This is a genomic window from Hymenobacter sp. YC55 (genome assembly GCF_029433095.1).
Taxonomy (GTDB): Bacteria; Bacteroidota; Bacteroidia; order Cytophagales; family Hymenobacteraceae; genus Hymenobacter.
Map to the genome: position 1 here is coordinate 420,544 of NZ_JARNTX010000001.1, position 20,070 is coordinate 440,613.

The 20,070-nt window shown below is 52.6% G+C and carries 19 protein-coding genes; 10 read left to right on the top strand and 9 right to left on the bottom strand.

The window, feature by feature from the left end; all coding sequences use genetic code 11:
* Nucleotides 1-929 precede the first annotated feature (929 nt).
* Complete coding sequence (locus P1X16_RS01850) at nt 930-2,609, top strand: glycosyltransferase family 39 protein (protein ID WP_277225850.1); 1,680 nt, start codon at nt 930-932, stop codon at nt 2,607-2,609.
* 178 nt (nt 2,610-2,787) lie between these two features.
* Entirely contained in the window at nt 2,788-3,528 is a 741-nt protein-coding gene (locus tag P1X16_RS01855; protein ID WP_277225851.1) for a ThuA domain-containing protein, read from the top strand.
* A gap of 127 nt (nt 3,529-3,655) precedes the next feature.
* On the opposite strand, the gene P1X16_RS01860 is transcribed toward P1X16_RS01855, so the two are convergent.
* From P1X16_RS01860 to P1X16_RS01870, 3 genes are all read right to left on the bottom strand, one after another.
* Nucleotides 3,656-4,795 (bottom strand): aminotransferase class I/II-fold pyridoxal phosphate-dependent enzyme, encoded by a 1,140-nt coding sequence (locus P1X16_RS01860; protein ID WP_277225852.1) that lies wholly within the window; start codon nt 4,793-4,795, stop codon nt 3,656-3,658.
* A gap of 148 nt (nt 4,796-4,943) precedes the next feature.
* Nucleotides 4,944-5,627, bottom strand: a complete 684-nt coding sequence (locus P1X16_RS01865; protein WP_277225853.1) for an acetyltransferase — start codon at nt 5,625-5,627, stop codon at nt 4,944-4,946.
* A complete protein-coding gene (locus tag P1X16_RS01870; protein ID WP_277225855.1) occupies nt 5,624-6,289 on the bottom strand; it encodes a sugar transferase in 666 nt (221 codons plus the stop codon). The genes P1X16_RS01865 and P1X16_RS01870 overlap by 4 nt, the downstream gene beginning before the upstream one ends.
* A 266-nt stretch (nt 6,290-6,555) precedes the next feature.
* Here P1X16_RS01870 and ispE point away from each other — a divergent pair, with 266 nt between their 5' ends.
* Nucleotides 6,556-7,377, top strand: coding sequence for a 4-(cytidine 5'-diphospho)-2-C-methyl-D-erythritol kinase (ispE, locus tag P1X16_RS01875; RefSeq protein WP_277225857.1), 822 nt, complete (start codon nt 6,556-6,558; stop codon nt 7,375-7,377).
* Nucleotides 7,378-7,449: 72 nt separating this feature from the next.
* On the opposite strand, the gene P1X16_RS01880 is transcribed toward ispE, so the two are convergent.
* The 3 genes from P1X16_RS01880 to tgt all read right to left on the bottom strand — a co-directional run bounded on the left by P1X16_RS01880 (nt 7,450) and on the right by tgt (nt 10,790).
* The gene (locus P1X16_RS01880) at nt 7,450-8,367 is read right to left on the bottom strand and encodes a DMT family transporter (protein WP_277225859.1); all 918 of its coding nucleotides are present in this window, start codon (nt 8,365-8,367) and stop codon (nt 7,450-7,452) included.
* A 76-nt stretch (nt 8,368-8,443) separates the two neighbouring features.
* Entirely contained in the window at nt 8,444-9,520 is a 1,077-nt protein-coding gene (locus tag P1X16_RS01885; protein ID WP_277225861.1) for an LptF/LptG family permease, read from the bottom strand.
* 139 nt (nt 9,521-9,659) lie between these two features.
* Nucleotides 9,660-10,790 carry a tRNA guanosine(34) transglycosylase Tgt gene (gene tgt / locus P1X16_RS01890; RefSeq protein WP_277225863.1) on the bottom strand — a complete coding sequence of 377 codons (1,131 nt, stop codon included), beginning with the start codon at nt 10,788-10,790 and terminating at the stop codon, nt 9,660-9,662.
* A 190-nt stretch (nt 10,791-10,980) separates the two neighbouring features.
* Here tgt and P1X16_RS01895 point away from each other — a divergent pair, with 190 nt between their 5' ends.
* The 3 genes from P1X16_RS01895 (at nt 10,981) to rsmG (ending at nt 13,439) form a co-directional block, all read left to right on the top strand.
* Entirely contained in the window at nt 10,981-12,102 is a 1,122-nt protein-coding gene (locus P1X16_RS01895) for a glycosyltransferase (RefSeq protein WP_277225864.1), read from the top strand.
* A complete protein-coding gene (locus P1X16_RS01900; protein ID WP_245122189.1) occupies nt 12,093-12,710 on the top strand; it encodes a sigma-70 family RNA polymerase sigma factor in 618 nt (205 codons plus the stop codon). Before P1X16_RS01895 ends, P1X16_RS01900 begins: the two co-directional genes overlap by 10 nt.
* Nucleotides 12,711-12,818: 108 nt before the next feature.
* Complete coding sequence (gene rsmG / locus P1X16_RS01905; RefSeq protein WP_277225866.1) at nt 12,819-13,439, top strand: 16S rRNA (guanine(527)-N(7))-methyltransferase RsmG; 621 nt, start codon at nt 12,819-12,821, stop codon at nt 13,437-13,439.
* 95 nt (nt 13,440-13,534) lie between these two features.
* Here the strand turns inward: rsmG and P1X16_RS01910 are convergent, their stop codons facing one another.
* Nucleotides 13,535-14,518: an alpha/beta fold hydrolase gene (locus P1X16_RS01910; protein WP_277225868.1), complete on the bottom strand. Its 984-nt coding sequence runs from the start codon at nt 14,516-14,518 to the stop codon at nt 13,535-13,537.
* A gap of 445 nt (nt 14,519-14,963) precedes the next feature.
* On the opposite strand from P1X16_RS01910, the gene rpsT reads away from it, so the two are divergent.
* Complete coding sequence (rpsT, locus tag P1X16_RS01915; RefSeq protein WP_245122196.1) at nt 14,964-15,221, top strand: 30S ribosomal protein S20; 258 nt, start codon at nt 14,964-14,966, stop codon at nt 15,219-15,221.
* A 302-nt stretch (nt 15,222-15,523) separates the two neighbouring features.
* On the opposite strand, the gene pyk is transcribed toward rpsT, so the two are convergent.
* Nucleotides 15,524-16,963 carry a pyruvate kinase gene (pyk, locus tag P1X16_RS01920; RefSeq protein ID WP_277225870.1) on the bottom strand — a complete coding sequence of 480 codons (1,440 nt, stop codon included), beginning with the start codon at nt 16,961-16,963 and terminating at the stop codon, nt 15,524-15,526.
* A 110-nt stretch (nt 16,964-17,073) separates the two neighbouring features.
* Nucleotides 17,074-17,502, bottom strand: a complete 429-nt coding sequence (locus tag P1X16_RS01925) for an IPExxxVDY family protein (RefSeq protein WP_277225872.1) — start codon at nt 17,500-17,502, stop codon at nt 17,074-17,076.
* A gap of 161 nt (nt 17,503-17,663) precedes the next feature.
* Between P1X16_RS01925 and P1X16_RS01930 the strand changes: the two genes are divergently transcribed.
* From P1X16_RS01930 to rnc, 3 genes are all read left to right on the top strand, one after another.
* Complete coding sequence (locus P1X16_RS01930; protein ID WP_019948606.1) at nt 17,664-17,900, top strand: acyl carrier protein; 237 nt, start codon at nt 17,664-17,666, stop codon at nt 17,898-17,900.
* 177 nt (nt 17,901-18,077) lie between these two features.
* Complete coding sequence (gene fabF / locus P1X16_RS01935; RefSeq protein ID WP_277225881.1) at nt 18,078-19,328, top strand: beta-ketoacyl-ACP synthase II; 1,251 nt, start codon at nt 18,078-18,080, stop codon at nt 19,326-19,328.
* Entirely contained in the window at nt 19,328-20,065 is a 738-nt protein-coding gene (rnc, locus tag P1X16_RS01940; RefSeq protein ID WP_277225883.1) for a ribonuclease III, read from the top strand. Before fabF ends, rnc begins: the two co-directional genes overlap by 1 nt.
* Nucleotides 20,066-20,070 lie beyond the last annotated feature (5 nt).

Sequence of the window (20,070 nt, forward strand, 5' to 3'; positions counted from 1 at the left end):
TTGTTATATCATAGATGTTTTAAGCGCATAAGCTATTGAAATACAGTGTATTAAATGGATAGATGTTAGGTTTGCTTGTTTTTGCCCAGCAAGTAATTCCAGTTAGAATCTGTTGAGTGTTTATACTTCTCAACAGATTTTAACTGGAATTATCGTAATGAGGTGTGCCGAACTAGCCAAATAGTAAATCAATTATGGCTCATCCACTTCAAGTGCTGTAACCCCAACACTCGCACTGATCTTAGTATGCGGCTGTGCGCTTGGCCAATTTTATAAGTTGCATGTCAACGACGCTGCCTAATGGATACCTACTCTAGATAGGTGTTTATAGAGCGCACTGAGTGCTTCACTATCCCGCTGGTCTGTTGCTTTTTGGCGGAGTGTATAAGACCCAGTTACACACTACTAGAATAGTGTAGCAAGCTCATTAGATAAGCTCGTTATTGAGAACTGCTTTCAGGTATGCTTTATTCTCAGCTAACAGAGAGACTAAAATCAGTTAGCTCGCCTAGTAAAGGCAAAAATCCTTACACTTAAGGCAAGTTGCACAATTGCTATAATGTGTATTTGTTTATTTTTATTTCGCCAAAAAAAACATAGAATCTTTATAAATTAAACATATTTAATCTATATTGCTGTTCAATGCCTACAGCACTTGTGCTTTATCAATAAGTAGCTCAACTGCTTTGATACTATAGTCTATTGTAGAATACATGGGCTTGGGTCTATGTAGACTATCGCAAAACGAAATGCCGAACGTATAGGCAAGCACAGCAGTAACAGCACCTTGAGGTGTTATTGCAGGCAAGAGTGCGCATTGCAACTAGTTGACGGTTAATCAGCAAAAGCCTAGAAGCGCTTTCTGTGGATTCCTTTTTTACCTGTTTTTTACGTCTCAAGTGTAACCCGCAAATTCACACAAGAAATATATGTTGCTTGCCCCCAAGAATGTGACTGTTGTAAGCAGAAGGGAAGGTGCAGTTGATTATTTAAATAAATACAGTGGCAGAATATTGCTGGCACTTGTTACTGCAGGCATATTTCTGCGGATATTTCACTTGTTTGATAACAGATCCTTTTGGATAGATGAGCTCTATTTGAATGGCAATGTTATAAAAATGGGGTTTTGGGAGCTGATTACTAAACCGATGGATTATGAGCAAAAAGCGCCCTTAGGTTATTTGTGGGCATCCAAGCTTGCTGTAATTCTATTCGGCAAAGGCGAGAAAGCCCTTCGTTTATTTTCTCTGATCTGCGGAATAAGTTCTCTATTCTTCTTTATACCTGTCACACGTTATTTTTTAAAACCTTGGGCGGCGTTAATAGCAGTCGGTATCCTAGCTTTTGGCGAACCATTTGTTTACCACTCGACCGAGGCAAAGCAATATAGCACAGAGCTATTTGCTGCGGTTATGGCTTTATATCTTTTTGTTAAATTCCACAAAGCATTAGATACAAGGTCGCTTTTGTTATGGGGAATTGGTGGTGGACTTTTAGTCTGGTTTTCTTATTCCTCTATATTCGTTCTTGCTGGAATAGCTATTGTAGTAAGTAGTAGTTTGCTCCTTAGTAAGGACTGGAAGAATTTTTCGCTTAAGCTAATTCCATTTACTATCTGGCTGTTTAGCTTTTCACTCGTTTATTTATTCTTCCTACGCAAATACGAAGATTCGGGCTGGCTCAAAAACTTCTTTGAAGTTATATATGATGCCTATATGCCACTGCCACCTTCCTCTAAGAAAAACTTTGTTTGGTTTGCGTATACGCATTATATGCTGCTAGAGCGAAACTTAGGCCTGTTAACCAAATTTGGTGATCATATAAAAGATTACTCTCTCATACAGACTTTTTTTAGAATGCCATTCCTTCCCATTATTCTGGAGGTAATCGGTGTTTTTGTTTTGTTCAGAAAAAATAAGTACAGGTTCTTTATTCTTACTTTGCCAATAGGTTTGACGTTGCTTGCGTCTGGCTTTAAAGCTTATCCGTTTTACGAACGATTTATATTATTTCTTGCTCCGCTCTTTATTATGCTTATTGCCTATGGGGCGCAAAGCGTTGCTGATTTTTTTGGAAAAAATAAGAATACTGTTGTTGCCCCTATACTCTTTTTTCTCGTGTTGCTTCCTCCTACCTGGAATGCTATCAGGTTTACCTTGGATCCTAGCCATTTATATAAGAAAGAATACAATAGAGAAGCATTACTTTATGCAAATGATCGATACCAAGAAGGCGATGCCGTGTATGTATACTGGACAATGAACCACGCCTACAAATACTATAAGGATGCTTACAATCTTAAATATGACGCGTTAGGCCGTGATGACTTAAGGCATGTAACAGCTAGTAAGCAAGAATATTACGATAAAATACGGCAGCAATTCGGCGACCTGCGCGGAAAAAAGCGTCTCTGGCTTATACAGAATCCTGATTTAAGAAATAATATTGGAGATTACCCAGGCCGCACTCCGAAGTGGTACTATGATCTTAATTTTCTTCCCGGCAGAGAATTAGAAAATGTTGTGTCTTCACTTGGCGCAACTCCAGTCGATAGTTTCCAACGCCCAAGCATTGATGTTAAATTATACATCCTAAAAGATCCTAAGTAATAGTAGGTGCCCACAAAAGGAATATCGAGCACTATTATCTAATGCACGGTTGCCTTTGTCTTGCTAAGTGGCGCAAGCGCCTACTTCTGAACACTACGCTCTTACTTTGTTGAGCTAGAGCCTATACTACAGGGCGGCGAAACACGTATTGAAACGCCCACCTTTCATATTCTTGTTTATGCGCCAAGTCTATTGCTTCCTGCCCTTGCTGCTAAGTGTTATATTTAGCTGCTCGAAAAAAGCGGAGCCGACGCAGAGTATTACAAAACCCGATTTGCTGCTGGTTTTTTACAAAACTAGTGGCTTCTACCATACCTCTATTCCGGCTGGTATCAGGGCCATTCAGCAGCTAGGTCAAAGCAATAATTTTCGCGTTGATACCACCAACAATGCCGCGCGTTTTCAACTCGATAGTCTGCGGAAATACAAGGCAGTCGTGTTCTTGAGCACCACCCAAGATGTGCTAAATCCAGCTCAGCAGCAAGCATTTGAGCAGTATATCCGGCTGGGACGAGGATTTGTGGGTGTTCATGCCGCCACAGATACCGAGTACGAGTGGCCGTGGTACAATGGCTTGGTTGGCGCGTATTTCAATGGCCATCCTAAGGTTCAACAAGCGACGGTGCGTGTTACGGATAACAAGCACCCTGCTACGAGCTTCCTCCCAGCTCAATGGGTGCGTACCGATGAATGGTATAACTTCCGCAACCTAGCTACCGACCTGCGCGTGCTAGCTACGCTAGATGAAACCACTTACACGGGTGGTACTAACGGGGCTAATCATCCTATTGCGTGGTGCCACTCGTACGATGGGGGGCGTGCCTTCTATACAGCCTTAGGCCACACAGATGAAAGCTACCAGGAGCCGCTGTTTCTGCGGCATCTGCTCGGCGGTATTACATACGCTATAGGGAAGTAGTGCCGTATTACTGTAGGCGCCCCTGATTTTGGACACGTTTTGGCGGTTTCTGTACTTGATGCAGGTAGGTCTTTGCTTTCTAACCTATTGGTGTTGGCTAGACTCGCAGAAAAGGCCGCCCTTGGTTCTATAGTATTTCCTTCACGGCATCTGTCACGCGTCGCAGATCCATCTCCGTCATGGCGGTGCCAGAAGGCAGGCAGAGGCCACGCGCAAATAGGTCAGCACAAAGGTTGCCGCCATACATCGGAGCCGTAGCAAAGAGCGGCTGCAGGTGTAGTGGCTTCCAGAGCGGACGGCTTTCAATGTTGCGCGTTTCGAGGTGGAGCCGTAGTTGCTCGGGGGTGACGGTGGTTTCGGCAGGGTCAAGGAGCAGGGTGGTGAGCCAGCGGTTGCTGCGGCTGCCTGTTGGTTCGGTAGGCGCGAGTTGTAATCCGGGAATACCTGCCAAATGCTCACGGTACCATGCGTAGATTTCGCGCCGCCGCTTCACTCGGTCTTCGATCAGCTCCATCTGGCCACGACCAATACCCGCTAATAAGTTGCTTAGCCGGTAGTTATAGCCTGTTTCGGAGTGCTGATAATGCGGAGCCGCATCCTTGGCTTGGGAAGCCAGGTATCGGGCTCTACGCGCCAAGTCGCTGTTGTTGGTGACTAGCGCCCCGCCTCCGCTGGTAGTAAGGATCTTATTGCCATTGAAGGAAAACACGCTCACCGCGCCAAACGAGCCCAACGGCTGTCCCGCATAGCGGGAGCCCAGTGCTTCGGCTGCGTCTTCGAGCACCGGAATATTATACTCAGCGGCTATTGCCAGAATTTCGCGCAGCTTGGCGGGCATGCCGTATAGGTGCACAACCAGCAATGCCTTCGGTTGGCGGCCCTGCCGGAGCTGGTCTTCTATGGCTTCACGTAGGCGCTCGGGGCACAAGTTCCAAGTATCGGCTTCGCTGTCGACGAAGACGGGCGTGGCTCCGAGGTACGTAATGGGGTTGGCGGTGGCCACGAAAGTGAACGAAGGGCATAGCACCACATCTCCTGGCCCAACACCAAGTAAAATCAGTCCGAGGTGAATGGCCGCCGTGCCCGACGTAAGGGCGATGCAGTGGCCAGCACCAGTAAATTCGCAAATATCTCGCTCGAAGCCGTCCAGATTGGGGCCGGTAGGAGCCACCCAATTGTCTTCAAGTGCTTTGTGTAAATAATTAATTTCGTGCCGGCCCAAGTGAGGCGGCGATAGGTATAGACGATCGTAATCTTGACTGCGCATAAAGAAATTAAAGCCCGGGTTTTAGCTCAGGCTTGTTGTATAGGTGTTGCGAGGTAGTGAGAGTAGAAGCACAGGAAGCAGCAGAGGCTTGGTTGGATGGCATACTGCAGTATTGATTGTTAACTAAAAAGCCCGAGCAAAAGTAGTGCTACATCTGGTACTGCTTGGTCTTGATGGCCTGCGCTGGTACGCCAACGGCCGTGCAGTTAGCGGGCAGGTTGCGGACGGCTACGGCCCCGGCCCCGACTATAGTGCGGGCCCCCACATGCACATGGTTGATAACTGTGGCATTGGTGCCCAAGTACACGCCCGTTTCCAGATGGGCAGCGCCGCCCACATTGGCGTGCGGCATCAAGGAGCAGAAATCTTCTAGCACCGCATCATGCCCAACAGTGCAGCCCAGGTTGAGCAATACATGTTGACCCAGGGTAATATCGGTAGTTAGAATGCAGCCTTGACTGATGATGCAGCCTGCCCCTATCTGCAGGTTCTGGTAGGGCGCGCACGCCACCCCCGGATGAATAAGCGTGGCAAATGCCAAGTGCGGAGACGTAAGCTGCCTTACCACGGCTGCGCGGCTCTGACTGTTGCCTACTGCCACTACCACATGCAAGGGCGCCGTAACCTCGTTAAGGTCGGCGCTGGTGCCTAGGTAGGGTAAGCCGTGCAGCGTGTCCAAGGAAGGCCGAGCGTCGTCATAGAAGCCCGTAAGCTGCCAGGTAGGCTGATACTCGTTGATTTGGTGCACCAATACCAGTACCTCCCGGCCCAAACCGCCTGCCCCGAAGATGGCCAAAGGCCGCAGCTGTGGCGTATGTAAGTTAGTAGTCATGAGGAGGCCAGGAAGTCAGAAGGGGGAGCCGAAGAGAGGGACGATGAGCCGCGAAAAGGCTCGGTGGTAGCTTGACCAGGAGCGTTGATACCGTGGGCTCCTAGCACGCGCAAGGCAGTGCGGAACAAGATGCGCAGGTCGAGCGACAAGCTGACGTTGTCCACGTACCAGGCATCGTACAGAAACTTTTGCTCCCAGCTGATGGCATTGCGGCCATTCACCTGGGCCCAGCCCGTGAGGCCCGGCAAAACCAAATGCCGCCGGGCCTGCGCAGGAGAATACAGCGGCAGATACTCGGGCAACAGGGGGCGGGGACCTACCAGGCTCAAGTCACCACGCAACACATTCCAGAGTTGAGGCAACTCGTCGAGGGAAGTGGCCCGCACCCAACGCCCCAGGCGCGGTAGGCGCTGCGCATCCGGCAGTAGGCGGCCCTGGGCGTCGTGTGCGGTGGTCATGGTTTGCAGTTTATAGAGCGTGAACAACCGTCCGTACTGACCCGGCCGCAGCTGTCGGAACAACCACGGTCCCCGGTTTTGCACGGCCAGCACCGCCGCCCCAGCCAGCAGCACCGGCAGCGCCACCAGCAACAGCGGAGCCGCCAGCCCTACGTCCAGGACGCGCTTGCCCCAGCGGTGGTACCAGTCGGTGGAGTTCAACATACGGTGGAGTCAATCTAAGTGGGTTGCAAAGTTGTGTTTTTCCGGGCATTTCACCCTTCATACACAGACAAGGAATCTATAAGCACCTACAGAATGTACGAAAACCTGTGCAAGCGTCAAGCTGCTTGCTGCTAGAAGCGCGCAATGCAGACGCAGCAAGAATTGTCTGCTATCTGATGCCGGCTTGCACTGCAGCCTTGTGTAGCTGGCCAAAAGCCGGTTGGTTGATTAACCGAAGCCTAAGAAGCTTCCGCTACATTTGCGCCATGCTCGTTTTCCCGAACGCAAAACTCAACCTCGGCCTCTATATCACCGGCCAGCGGCCCGACGGCTTCCGCAACCTCGAATCGGTATTTGTGCCCTTGCCGTGGTGCGATGCGCTGGAAGTGCTGCCCGCCGCCGAGCCTGCCGAAATCACCCTCTCGCTTACCGGCATCCCGATTCCGGGCGACCCCGCTACCAATCTTTGCCATCGTGCCTATGAACTGCTACGCGCCGATTTCAACTTGCCGCCCATACGGCAGCACCTGCACAAAGTGGTACCCATCGGCGCGGGTTTGGGAGGCGGCTCAGCCGATGCGGCCTTTGCCCTGCGTGCTTTAAACGACTTGTTTGAGCTGAATCTGTCCGCCGAAACGCTCGTCGGCTACGCTCGCCGGCTCGGTTCCGACTGCGCCTTTTTCATAGCCAACAAGCCGGTCTTCGCATATGAGAAGGGCGACGTGTTCGAAGAAATTAGCTTGAACCTGAGCGGTACGGCTTGCAAAGTGGTGTATCCTGGCCTGCACATCAGCACTGCCGAAGCGTATTCTCGGGTAACGCCTCGCACGCCCCTTCACGACTTGCGTGAAGCCTTGCGCCAACCCCTGGAAACCTGGCGCGAAACGGTTAGCAATGATTTCGAAGATGCGCTAACTCCCTTTTATCCGGTACTTGGCGAAATCAAGCAGCAGCTTTATGCCGCAGGGGCTGCTTATGTTTCTTTGTCAGGCTCGGGTTCGGCGGTGTACGGACTGTTTCCGGGCTTAGAACTTCCTCCAAAGTTGGAAATGCCAGCGGAGTACTTGGTTTGGGATGGGCGGTTGTAAGGATGAAACGGCGCATTTGCTGTTGAGTCCGCGCTACTGATACCAGCGCCCTACCAAACGCTCCAGTTCACCTTATCCTACCAACACATCCACTGCTTCTTTGCGCTGGATGCGCCGCTGATTCCATTGGTCGATGACCGGGTGGATAAGCACGCTAAACAAAATCACAAGCGTGCCCATATAGAACCCAAACGACATTTTTTCTTCGCTGCCGAATATCAAAACAGCCAGCAAGATGCCGTACACGGGCTCCAGGTTGATGGTCAGATTCACGACAAAAGCGGATAGCCGTTTCATCAGCTCCACCGATGACGAAAAAGCGTAGACGGTGCACACGCCGGCCAGCACGCCTAGCCATAACCAGTCGTAGCCGTGGAAGGCGAGCTGCAACCCCCGACCCTCGCTGAAGTAGCGGCTGTAAACCGGAAAGAACAGCGCAATACTCAGACAAGCGCCACCCATTTCGTAGAAGGTAAGCCGCAGCGGCGTGTGGCGCTTCACCAGCTGCGAGTTCATCACGCTAAACAGTGCCGACAGCCCCGCCGACAAAATAGCCACGAGCAAGCCCGCCAGCTGGTCCAGCTCGGCCCTCGACACCAGATACAGCCCCACCATCGTCAGCATGCTCAGGCCGACCTCATAGGCACGCACCCGCCGCCACAAGATCAAGGGCTCCAGCAAAGACGTCCAGAGTGCCAGCGTGGCCATACCCGCCAAGCACACGCTCACCGACGATAAGCGAGCCGCGAGGAAGAACGTTATCCAGTGTACGGCTACCAGCGACCCTACACCCATAAGCCGGAGCGCCTCGGTTGGCGGAACGCGCCATGCCACCTGCCGCGCTGCTAGCAGCATCCCGAGCCCTACAGTCGCCAGCAAGGTCCGCCAAAATACCAGCTCCACCGGCGGCACCGAAATCAGCTTGCCTAGTATGGCCGTGAAGCCCCAAAGCAACACAATGAAATGCAGGCGGAGGTAGTCTTTCAACATGAGTAGCTGAGTGAAAAAGCTGTCAGGGACAAAGCTAAATAGCTTACTCAGTTACTTAGCTATTCAGTTACTCGCATTACCGAGGCACCACCCGGTACAGCACCAGCCCGATGCACGTAAAAACAATGCTTGGTATCCAGGCGGCCAGCATCGGGTTCAAGTCACCAACCTGGGCGAAGTTACGGCTCAGGATAACGAAGATGATGAACACAAACGCCAGCACGAAACCCAACGCAATCTGCCCCCCAACACCAGCGCGTGACTTCCGTGCACTCATAATAACCCCGATAATGGTGAGGATAAACATGGCGTAGGGGTAGGCATACCGCTCGTATTTGTCGCTCAGATAGATCTGCGTGTCGGCGGCGCCCCGGTCTATCTTCTGCTGGATATAGCGGTTCAGCTCCGGCAGCGTTAGGGTTTCGCTTAGGCGGTAGGTGCTGGCAAAGTCCTTGGGGTAGAGATTGAGCGTGGTATCACGTTGGGGCAGCGTGAGCAGCTTCTCTTTCGGACCATCGATGATGCGTACGAGTTGGGGGGTAAGGCGCCAGGCCCGCTTGGTAGAATCCCAGGAGATGGCCTCGGCCGTCATGCGGCGTTTGAGCAGAGTGCCTTCCACGGTTTCCAGCGCAAACTTGTAGCCCACGTTGTTCACGTTGTCGTAGCTCTCCATGTAGGCGTAGCTCTTCGGGCCAATTTTGATGTGCACGTTGCGTCCCTTGAAGTGGTATGGGTTCTTTACGTACTTCCGCTCGAAGTCAACGCGAGTTTTGTTGGCGTACGGAATCACCCAACCCGTGAGGCCCATGGTAATAACAGCCAGAATCGTGCTGCCCATTATGTAAGGCACCAGCAGCCGCTTGAAACTCACGCCGCTGGCCAGAATAGCCACAATCTCGGTGCGGGCCGCTAGCTGCGCCGTCACGAACACCACTGCTATGAACACGGTGATAGGGGAGAGCAGGTTGGCATAATACGGAAACAGATTCACGTAGTACTCCAGCATGATCTGCTTCACCCCCAAGCTATGCTTGAGAAAGTCATCGTTCTTCTCAGTGAAGTCAATCACGCAAATCACCATCACCAATACCACGACGGTGAAGAAGAAGGCCGTGAGGAATTTCTTGAGAATGTATTTATCGAGCAGTTTCATTTTTATGTATCCAGTCCGTCATGCTGAGCGCAGCCGAAGCATCTCGCTAGTGTGGTAAAATCATTTACTTTGGCAGCATCAGCACGCGAGATGCTTTGGCTGCGCTCAGCATGACGTTTCTTTGTCTACAACTCTTTGTTTACAACCGCGTCATCAACTGCTTTACCATCCGGTCTTTCCACTCACGGAAGGTACCGGCCAGAATCTGCTGGCGGGCTTGCTTTACCAGCCACAGATAGAAGGTGAGGTTGTGGATGGAGGCAATTTGCGGGCCGAGCATTTCCTTACTGTGAAAGAGGTGACGCACATAGGCTTTCGAATAGAACGTACTGACGTAGCCACCTAGTTCAGCGTCAATTGGTTCGAAATCATCGGCCCACTTCTTGTTGCTGATATTGATAATGCCCTGTGTGGTGAAGAGCATGCCGTTGCGGGCATTGCGGGTCGGCATAACGCAGTCGAACATATCTACGCCCAACGCTATATTCTCCAGAATATTGGCCGGGGTGCCCACACCCATCAGGTAGCGCGGCTTGTCTTTGGGTAGAATGTCACAAACCAGCTCGGTCATCTCATACATCAGCTCGGCGGGCTCGCCCACGCTCAGGCCCCCAATGGCGTTGCCTTCGCGCTGCTGCTCGGCAATAAATTCCGCCGACTTGATGCGCAAGTCTTTGAATGTGCTGCCCTGCACAATCGGGAACAGTGTTTGGGAGTAGCCGTAGTGGCCCTCGGTGCTATCGAAGCGCTGGATGCAGCGTTTCAGCCAGCGGTGGGTCATGTCGAGGGAGCGGCGGGCGTAGTCGTACTCGCAGGGCCAGGGCGTACACTCGTCGAAGGCCATGATAATGTCGGCCCCGATAGTGCGCTGAATGTCCATCACGCCTTCTGGCGAAAACAAGTGCTGACTGCCATCAATGTGGGAGCGGAATTTCACGCCTTCCTCCTTGATTTTGCGTGTGCCGCTGAGTGAGTATACCTGGTAGCCGCCCGAATCGGTAAGGATGGGCCGGTCCCAGCCATTGAACTTATGTAAGCCGCCGGCTTTGTGCAGGATGTCGAGGCCAGGACGCAGGTAGAGGTGATAGGTATTGCCGAGGATGATTTGGGCCTGCACGTCGTTGGTAAGGTCGCGCTGCTGCACTGCCTTCACGGTGCCCACCGTCCCGACGGGCATAAAGATGGGCGTTTCAATAGCGCCGTGGTCGGTGTGCACTACACCGGCGCGGGCTTTGGTATGGGGGTCGTTGGTTACTAGGTCGAAAGTCATGCGGGGAAGTTGATTTCGCGCTGTGCGTTTCGGGAATGTGGGCTCTGGTTTCGCGCCGTCGGAGTTCAACTGCTGCAAGAAACCTAGTCCTATTCACTACCAACGCTAGCGTGAAAGTCGTAAGAACCACAAAGGTACTTCCGCCACCCCGAATGCCTACTTTTGCAGGCTAATTCACTTCCTCGTTTTGTTGCTGAGCTATTCTCCGGCTGTTTGGCTGCTGCTGGCTACTGTGCTGGTACAGCTATTTTATGTCATCTATTATTTTTTGCCCTTTGCCAACCGTCCGCCGGAGCCTAATCCCAATGCCACGCAGGCCCAGCCCGTATCGATACTAGTGTGCGCCCACAACGAACTCGATAACCTGCGCCGGCTACTGCCCTTGCTGCTGAAGCAGGACTATCCGGCTGGCTTCGAAATTGTGCTGATAGACGACCGTTCCACCGACGATTCGTTTCTCTACTTCCAGCAACTTACTCAGTACTATTCCACTGTACGGCTGGTCACCATAGCCAGCACGCCCAAAGGATTAGCACCCAAAAAATACGCCCTTACCCTCGGCATTAAAGTAGCGCGCTACCCTCGGTTGCTGTTCACCGATGCTGACTGTATACCGGCCACCGACGAGTGGCTGCTCAATATGCAGGCTGGTTTTCAGCGCCCCGCCAATGTCGTGCTAGGCTACTCGGCCTACGCCGCCGAACCCGGATTTTTGAATAAGCTGATCAGGTTTGAAACCTTAGTTACCGGGGCGCAGTATCTCTCGTTCGCGTGGCGTGGGAAACCATACATGGGCGTGGGCCGCAACCTAGCCTATACCCAAGATGTCTTTCACTCCACTAGGGGGTTTGCCTCCCACATTCGCAGCCTAAGCGGCGACGACGACCTGTTCGTGCAGGATGCCGTTGGGCAAGGAAAGCGAGTAACGGTGGTAGCCGACCCCGTGGCACACACGCTCAGTGAACCGGCTCGAACCTGGACGAGCTGGTGGCGGCAGAAACGGCGGCACATGTCGGCGGGGCGCAGCTACCGGGCTGCCGACCGTTGGCGCATTGGAACCTTTATCGGAAGCAATGTGCTTTTTCATAGTATAAGTTTAACTCTGCTGTTTTTTCCTTCGGATTGGGTACCTTTGGCTGTATTATGGGCACTACGCACCGCACTTGTTTCAGGTACCTATTTGCGTCTCAGCCGTAGACTTGACGACCCATTGCCGGGCGCGCTACTGCCAATATTAGACCTTGTCTACTTTTTTTACTATCTCGCTCTGGGAGTCTCCCTGTTCCTCTACCGTAACCTCCGATGGAAGTAAATAATCCGGAAAAACAATTTTCAGCTAAAGCCAAGCACGACTTCAAACTGATTCGGGCCGCTGTAGAAAACGCGGACGAAAAGGCGTACGCGGAGTTGATGCAGATCTACAAAAAACCAGTTTATCACGTGGTGCTGAAAATGGTGCGCAACCCCGACGATGCCGAAGATCTCACCATCGAGGCCTTCGCTAAGGCGTTCCGCAACCTGCACAAATTCAATCCGGAGTTTGCCTTTAGCACCTGGCTGTTCCGCATTGCTACCAACAATTGCATCGACTTCATTCGCAAGAATAAAATCAAGACGATGTCGATTGATTCGGCCATCAAAATCGACAACGGTGACGAAATCACTATCGACTTCCGCGACCAAAACCTGAACCCGCAGGAGTCGACCATCAAGAACCAGAAAATTGAAATCATGCAGCACGTGGTGTCGCGGCTGCCCGATAAGTACCAGCGTCTCGTTACGCTCCGCTACTTCGACGAACTGAGCTACGAAGAAATAGCGCAGGAGCTAAAAGCCCCGCTTGGCACTGTGAAAGCGCAACTGCACCGCGCCCGTGAGCTGCTCTATGACATGGTGAAAAACAAAAAGGAAATCATCTAACGAAAAGCCCCGCCCACAAGCGGGGCTTTTTTATGCCCGGCAGAATTGTCGGATCAAGCGGCAGGTTCTAGGCGGGCACTTAGCCAAGCTCCTATCTTTGCCGGTACGATGGATATTATCAACCGCTACTTCCCGCACCTCACCGACCACCAGCGCCAACTGTTCCAGCAGCTCGACACCGAGTTTCGCAGCTGGAATGAGCGCCTCAACCTGGTAGCCCGCACCGACGTCAACAATTTGGCGGAGCGCCATTTTCTGCACTCCTTAGGTATTGCCAAAGTGGTGGAGTTTTCGGCGGGGGCGTCGGTGCTGGATGTGGGTACGGGTGGTGGCCTGCCGGGCTTACCACTGGCCATTCTGTTTCCGGAGGTGAAGTTCCACTTGGTAGACAGCATCGGCAAGAAAATCCACGCCGTGCAGGAAATGGCCCGTGACCTAGGCCTAACCAACGTAACAGCCGAGCAAATCCGGGCCGAGCAGCTTCGTACCAAGTATGACTATATCGTAAGCCGCGCCGTGGCGCGCCTCGCTACCTTCCACACCTGGATTGCGTTTCGCTATAAACCTAGTGGCAATGCTACCAACGGGCTCTACTACCTGAAAGGGGGCGACCTGACCGAGGAAATAGAAGAGTCTGGCCTGAAAGCCAAAATTCACGATCTGAAAGATTTCTACGAAGAGGAGTTCTTCGAAACCAAGAAGGTCGTATTTGTTCCCGTTACGCAGTAGAAGTGTCCGTGTCTGCTTCCAAAAAAGAGCGGACAAGACGTAGTACTTTCTCTTCTCCTAAAAGGAAGTCGCACTAGGAGCTAGGCGCAACAGGGTCATGCAGGCACTTGAGCTGTCAGAAACTCCACGGCCCGGCGCTCTGAATAGTACTCGCCATCGGGCGTGCCCTCTGCAAACCCAACGTGGCCACCTCCCTGTGGGGTTTCCAGATACACGAACTCGCTGCGGGACGCCACTTCCCGCGGGTAGCAGGTGGGCGCCAAAAACGGGTCGTTCTGGGCGTTAACGAGCAGTGTGGGGATGCGGATAGCACTGAGGTATCGACCCGAACCCGAGTGCTCGTAATACTCATCGGCCGACTTGAAGCCGTGCATCGGGGCTGTAAACCGGTCGTCGAACTGCGGAAAGTCGCGGAGCAAGTCTAGGCCTTCCAGGTTCACTTGACCGGGTAGCAGCGCTGCCTTTTCGCGCATCTTGCGCCGCAACGACTTCATGAAGCGGTTTAGGTAGACGCGGTTTTCGGGCCGAGCAATCTGGTGGGAACTAGCTTTGAGGTCAGTGGGCACTGAAAACACTGCGGCCCGCTGCACCTCGTGGGGTACTCGGTCAGGGTTTTCGCCTAAGTACTTGAGCGTGACATTGCCACCAGCCGAAAAACCCGTGAGATACACCCGCTGGTACCGGCCAGTAGCTAAAGCGTAGCGCACCACAAAATCCAGGTCGTCGGTGTCGCCGAGGTGGTAGGAGCGAAGTAAGCGGTTCATTTCGCCGCTACAGCTGCGGTAGTTCCAAGCCAACGCATCGAAACCGGCTTTGTTGAGTGCGCGCACCATGCCGCGCACGTAAGGCCGTCCCGCGTCGCCCTCCAACCCATGCGACACGATGCATAGTGTGTCCACACTTCGGTCATTCAAACGAGACCAGTCTAAGTCCAGAAAATCGCCGTCCGTGGTTTCCACTCGCTCGCGCTCGTAACGCACCTCCGGTACCGTGCGAAGCAGGCTAGGAACAATAGTTTGAAGGTGGCCATTGAAAAGATAGAATGGCGGCTGATAGCGAGAGTGTGTTACAAGAGGCATAAGTATTGCAAGCTAGGTAGAAAGCGGAAGCTTAGTTGAGCAGTGGAATAGCAACAGATAATGTAGGCATGCATACTTTTTAGAGGCAGAAATATGCGTCTAGAGCTTGTATAACTTTAGTTTCAGAAGGAAAGTTGCTGACGGAAGGCAAGCAAAACAAGCGGATAAGCAAACAAAAGCGCCGCGTTAAGTGGAGTAGCAAGAATGCACAAAATGACATGCAAGATTGAGTGGTAATTTTACGCTAGGTATACCTTCCGGCAGGAAACGGTAACTGTGAGTAGCAATGATGCTATGTTAGATGACTCGGTTCATCTTGGTAATTGCGCTTGCATTAGAGTAAACTCCACTTATTACATTCCATCAAGTATTTGCTATTTCAAACCAAAGCCTTACCTTTGCCAACCCAATTGAACTGAATTCGAGCAGAAGACCTTTTTAACACATGGCAAATCATAAGTCGGCCCTTAAGCGCATCCGTTCCAACGAGGCTAAGCGCGTGCTGAACCGTTACCAGGCAAAATCTACCCGCACCGCCATCAAGAAGCTGCGTGCAACCACCGATGCTACTGCCGCTCAAGAGCTGCTAAGCAAAGTATCGTCGATGCTGGATCGTCTGGCCAAAAAGAACATCATCCACAAGAACAAAGCCGCCAACAACAAGTCGAAGCTGGCTAAGTTCGTGAAGTCGCTGGCTGCCTAAGCGGCAAAAGCTACTTTCTGCTCTTTCATACAGAAAAGGCCCTGCGCGCGAGTGCGGGGCCTTTTCACGTTCGTCTGAGATGTAAACGAAGAAAGCGAAAGCTCGGTGTGTCACTTCAGCCGCTGCACCTACTATAGGTGCGCGTACCTGCTCGCCAACGGAAGCGTCTTCACCGAACATCTATACTAAGTATGATGAGACGCTGGTGAAGCCCATAAATTCAAACAAAAAGGCCCGTCTGATGACTCAGGCGGGCCTCTTTTTTGAGCAGTCGGCGATATTAAAGAGTAAAACTCTTGGCCTTACGCTACGCTTACTTTCACCATGTTGGCTTTGCCTTTCTCGTTGATAGGCATAGACGCTGTATTGATGAACACGTCACCTTTCTGGAGGTGGCCCATAGTAGTGAGCACGTATTTAATGTCTAGCACCGTGTTGTCGGTGCTTACCATCCGGTCGTAGTAGAAACCACGCACGCCCCATATCAGGCTGAGGGTGGTCAGCAGCGGACGGTTGTCGGTGAACACGAAGATGTTGGCTTTGGGGCGGTACTTCGCAATCTGGAAGGCCGTGTAGCCACGGTGCGTCATGGCTGTAATAGCCTTGGCACCTGTGTTTTTGGCTAAGTGGCAAGCTGCCGATAGCAAGCTATCCACCATGAAGCTTGGCGCGGTGGGGTCAATGGGGAACCAGTGGTTGTAGAGGCTCGGCCTGCGGCTTTCCACGCTGGCAATAGTGCCTACCATCGAGCGAATAACCTCAGCCGGATACTGACCTACGGCAGTTTCAGCCGATAGCATCAGCGCATCGGCGCCATCCATCACGGCGTTGGCTACGTCGGAGGTTTCGGCACGGGTCGGGCGCGGGGCCGAAATCATGCTTTCCATCATCTGCGTGGCCACAATAACGGGTTTGCCTGCCTTGTTGCACTTCTCAACAATCATTTTTTGCGCCATCGGCACCTCTTCCATCTTCACCTCCACGCCAAGGTCGCCGCGGGCGACCATCACGGCATCCGTAATGGCAATGATTTCGTCGAGGTTACGAAGGCCTTCAGGCGTCTCGATTTTGGCAATTACACGCGTGTCTTTGCCTGCTTCCGCAATCAGGCTCTTAATAAAGCGGATGTCCTCGGCCCGGCGGGCAAACGATAGGGCTACCCAATCTACATCGTTCGCCAAGCCAAACTTCAAGTCTTCAATGTCCTTTTCGGTCATGGAAGGAGCCGATACTTCGGAGTCGGGGAGGTTGATGCCTTTGCGGGGCTTCACTAGGCCGCCATATATTACTTCCACGTCCACTTCCGTTTCGCGGTCGGTGGCTAGCACTTTCAATTCAATCTTGCCATCGTCGAGCAGAATCATGTCGCCGGGCTTTACGTCGCGGGCCAGACCCAAGTAAATGGTGCTCAAGCGGGTGGCCGTGCTGATTTCTTTCTCGCCGCATACCAACTTAATCTTGTCGCCACGCGTGATTTCAACGCCGCCGCCTTCTACTTCACCCAACCGAATTTTGGGGCCTTGCAAGTCTTGCAGCAAACCCACATTGGTGCGCAAGTCTTTGTTGAGGCGCCGGACGGTGTTGATTACCGAGAGGTGGTCTTCGTAGGAGCCGTGCGAAAAATTGAGCCGAAATACATCCACCCCTTCGCGGATGAGCATTGCCAACCGTTCGTAGGTGTTGGATGCCGGGCCGACGGTGGCCACAATTTTGGTTTTATTGAACTGAGCACGTGTTTCCATGGGCAAGTAGCGCCAAGCTCCAGCTTGGTAAGTCGTTGAACGGTGAGTGAAGTGGGAGGCCGGCACGGTGCGCCGACCGTTCGCCAAGCTGGAGCTTGGCGCTACAATCCTCAAAAGAGCAGATTTTCTTTAAACTTCAGGCTATTTGGGTCGAATTGACATACATACTGCACCACGGGTAAGGCGGCAAGTTCCGTCACTAGCGTTTCGGGCGCGAGCATACCAGTGCCGTTGCTAACCTGAATCAGGTAGTCGTATTCCTTGATATCGGGCGCTAGGAACGGTTTTTTCAATACTGATGGATCCAGGGAACGGTTGCGCAACAGCCGCAGCGTGAAGTGTTCGGTGGCATGCAAGTAGTTGCTAATAACAAGCCGGCCCTGACTAAACAAGTCGTAAATCAGGTCTTGCTGTTTCACCAGACGCAGGCGTAGCAACTGGTTGAGCTGCCACGCCAAGGTGTGCTCACGGCTCGACGAAACCACCCCGAATAAGTCGAAGTTGCACTCGTATTCTAGGTCCAAAGTGAGCGTTTTCATGGGCAGAGACTAAAGCCAGAGCAAGCAAAATTACACACCTAACCCACGAAATGAACTGCTCAGGTCAGAATCTTGTACTGACAAGATTAGGGAGTCGATGTTTGAAAATGTTAGGGAAGATGGTGTTATTTGTGGCGAGTTTTCTCTAAACCCCCACGGAAATGTCTGAAATTGCAGAAAAAGTAAAAGCCATCATCATCGATAAACTAGGCGTAGAAGCATCTGAGGTTACTCCCGAGGCAAGCTTCACCAACGACCTAGGTGCCGACTCGCTCGACACAGTAGAGCTGATTATGGAGTTTGAAAAAGAATTCAACGTGTCCATTCCCGACGACCAAGCCGAAAACATCGGTACCGTGGGTCAGGCTATCAGCTACCTCGAGGAACACGCCAAATAAGTGGATAGTATTAAGTAATTGGTATACAGTAAGGAGACCTTCCAACCTGGTTTAAGGTATATCTCACTACTCGCTACTTACTGCCAACTACTCGTTTTATAGCGGCTTTCGCGCATTCGGTCGGCCTGCCGCCGACCGTTTTGCTTTTCCACTTTTTCGTAATCTCTGCCCATTCCTATGGCTTCTCGGAGAGTTGTCGTTACGGGGTTGGGTGCCATCACGCCGCTTGGTAGCACTGTTCCAGCATATTGGGACGGCCTGCGCCAAGGCACAAGTGGTGCCGCACCTATCACCCGCTTCGACGCCAGCAAGTTCAAGACTCGCTTCGCTTGCGAAGTGAAAGATTACAATCCAGATAATTACTTCGACCGCAAAGAAGGTCGGAAGATGGACCTGTTCACGCAGTTCGCCGTCATTGCCAGCGACGAGGCCATCCTCGATGCGGGTTTGGCCGAAGGCGTGAACAAGGACCGGGTAGGCGTTATTTGGGGTTCCGGCATTGGCGGGTTGCAAACGTTCCAGAACGAGTGCTTCACCTTTGCTAAGGGCGACGGCACCCCGCGCTACAACCCCTTCTTCATTCCGAAGATGATTGCCGATAGCTCATCGGGCAACATTTCGATCAAGAACGGCTTCCGCGGCCCCAACTTCGTAACGACTTCGGCCTGTGCTTCTTCTTCCGACGCTATTGTCGCCGCTTACAACTACATCCGCCTGGGTATGGCCGATGTGGTGGTAACTGGCGGGTCGGAGGCAGCTGTTACGGAAGCTGGTGTGGGTGGCTTCAACGCTCTCAAGGCCATGAGCGAACGGAACGACGACGCGCCTTCAGCTTCGCGGCCGTACGACAAGGACCGGGACGGTTTCGTGCTAGGTGAAGGCTCAGGGGCGCTTGTAATTGAAGATTACGAACACGCCAAAGCTCGCGGCGCCAAAATCTACGCCGAAATCATTGGTGGTGGTCTTTCTTCGGATGCCTACCACATCACGGCTCCCGACCCAACGGGCGAAGGAGTGGTGCTGGTAATGCAGAACGCCTTGCGCGATGCCGGTATTCAGCCCGAGGAAGTGGACTACATCAACACCCACGGCACCAGCACGCCCCTTGGCGACGGTGCTGAGGTGAAGGCCATCCAGAAGGTGTTCGGGGAGCATGCCTACAACCTCAACATCAGTTCTACCAAGAGCATGACGGGGCACTTGTTAGGCGGTGCGGGCGGTATTGAGGCAGTAGCCAGCATTTTGGCTATTCAGCACGGCATTATACCTCCCACCATCAACCACTTCACCGACGACCCGGAACTGGATGCCCGGTTGAACTTCACGTTCAACGAAGCCCAAACCCGTGAGGTGAATGTGGCTATAAGCAATACGTTTGGTTTCGGTGGGCACAACACGTCGGTAGTGTTCCGCAAATTTCAAGCGTAATGGCAGGTCTGCCCTTGTTCGGCTTTTTTCGGCGGATGCTGGGGCAGGACCAAGCCTTCCTGCAAGCAATTGCTACGGTAACGGGCCGCACGCCTTCCAACGTGCGGCTTTATCGTTTGGCGTTCACCCATTCGTCGGTGGTGCGGCAGCAAGGCGAGCAGGGACGGCAGCAAAGCAACGAGCGGCTGGAGTTCCTCGGCGACGCGGTGCTCGGCACAGTGGTAGCCGAGTACTTGTTCCGCAAGTTCCCGTACGAGCAGGAAGGCTTCCTGACCGAAATGCGCAGCCGCATTGTGAACCGGGAAAGCCTTAATTCCCTGGCTCTGAAGCTCGGCCTCGATAAGCTCGTGCAGCTTGATCCAGGGCAGGGCCGCGCTGCTCGATCCCGCTCTGTGAATGGCAACGCCCTAGAGGCGTTGGTAGGCGCCGTATACCTCGACCAAGGCTATAAAGCGGCCCGCAAGTTTGTACTAGGCCGCATTGTGAAGCCCTACGTGGACGTAAAGTCCATGACCCAAACCACCACCAACTTCAAGAGCAAGCTTATTGAATGGGCGCAACGCAACGGCAAAACGCTCCGCTACGAATTGAACGGGGAGTCTCGGCCAGGTGGGGTTATGGAATTTTCTGCCACTGTACTGCTAGATGAAGAAGCCATAGCCACAGGCATGGGTTTAAGCAAGAAACAAGCAGAACAGTTAGCCGCAGAGCGAGCTTTGGAAATGCTGGGCGTGTAGGCTAT

Coding starts and splice junctions, on each gene's coding strand:
- P1X16_RS01850 (WP_277225850.1), top strand. CDS start 930: ATGTTGCTTGCCCCCAAGAATGTGACTGTTGTAAGCAGAAGGGAAGGT.
- P1X16_RS01855 (WP_277225851.1), top strand. CDS start 2,788: ATGCGCCAAGTCTATTGCTTCCTGCCCTTGCTGCTAAGTGTTATATTT.
- P1X16_RS01860 (WP_277225852.1), bottom strand. CDS start 4,795: ATGCGCAGTCAAGATTACGATCGTCTATACCTATCGCCGCCTCACTTG.
- P1X16_RS01865 (WP_277225853.1), bottom strand. CDS start 5,627: ATGACTACTAACTTACATACGCCACAGCTGCGGCCTTTGGCCATCTTC.
- P1X16_RS01870 (WP_277225855.1), bottom strand. CDS start 6,289: ATGTTGAACTCCACCGACTGGTACCACCGCTGGGGCAAGCGCGTCCTG.
- ispE (WP_277225857.1), top strand. CDS start 6,556: ATGCTCGTTTTCCCGAACGCAAAACTCAACCTCGGCCTCTATATCACC.
- P1X16_RS01880 (WP_277225859.1), bottom strand. CDS start 8,367: ATGTTGAAAGACTACCTCCGCCTGCATTTCATTGTGTTGCTTTGGGGC.
- P1X16_RS01885 (WP_277225861.1), bottom strand. CDS start 9,520: ATGAAACTGCTCGATAAATACATTCTCAAGAAATTCCTCACGGCCTTC.
- tgt (WP_277225863.1), bottom strand. CDS start 10,790: ATGACTTTCGACCTAGTAACCAACGACCCCCATACCAAAGCCCGCGCC.
- P1X16_RS01900 (WP_245122189.1), top strand. CDS start 12,093: ATGGAAGTAAATAATCCGGAAAAACAATTTTCAGCTAAAGCCAAGCAC.
- rsmG (WP_277225866.1), top strand. CDS start 12,819: ATGGATATTATCAACCGCTACTTCCCGCACCTCACCGACCACCAGCGC.
- P1X16_RS01910 (WP_277225868.1), bottom strand. CDS start 14,518: ATGCCTCTTGTAACACACTCTCGCTATCAGCCGCCATTCTATCTTTTC.
- rpsT (WP_245122196.1), top strand. CDS start 14,964: ATGGCAAATCATAAGTCGGCCCTTAAGCGCATCCGTTCCAACGAGGCT.
- pyk (WP_277225870.1), bottom strand. CDS start 16,963: ATGGAAACACGTGCTCAGTTCAATAAAACCAAAATTGTGGCCACCGTC.
- P1X16_RS01925 (WP_277225872.1), bottom strand. CDS start 17,502: ATGAAAACGCTCACTTTGGACCTAGAATACGAGTGCAACTTCGACTTA.
- P1X16_RS01930 (WP_019948606.1), top strand. CDS start 17,664: ATGTCTGAAATTGCAGAAAAAGTAAAAGCCATCATCATCGATAAACTA.
- fabF (WP_277225881.1), top strand. CDS start 18,078: ATGGCTTCTCGGAGAGTTGTCGTTACGGGGTTGGGTGCCATCACGCCG.
- rnc (WP_277225883.1), top strand. CDS start 19,328: ATGGCAGGTCTGCCCTTGTTCGGCTTTTTTCGGCGGATGCTGGGGCAG.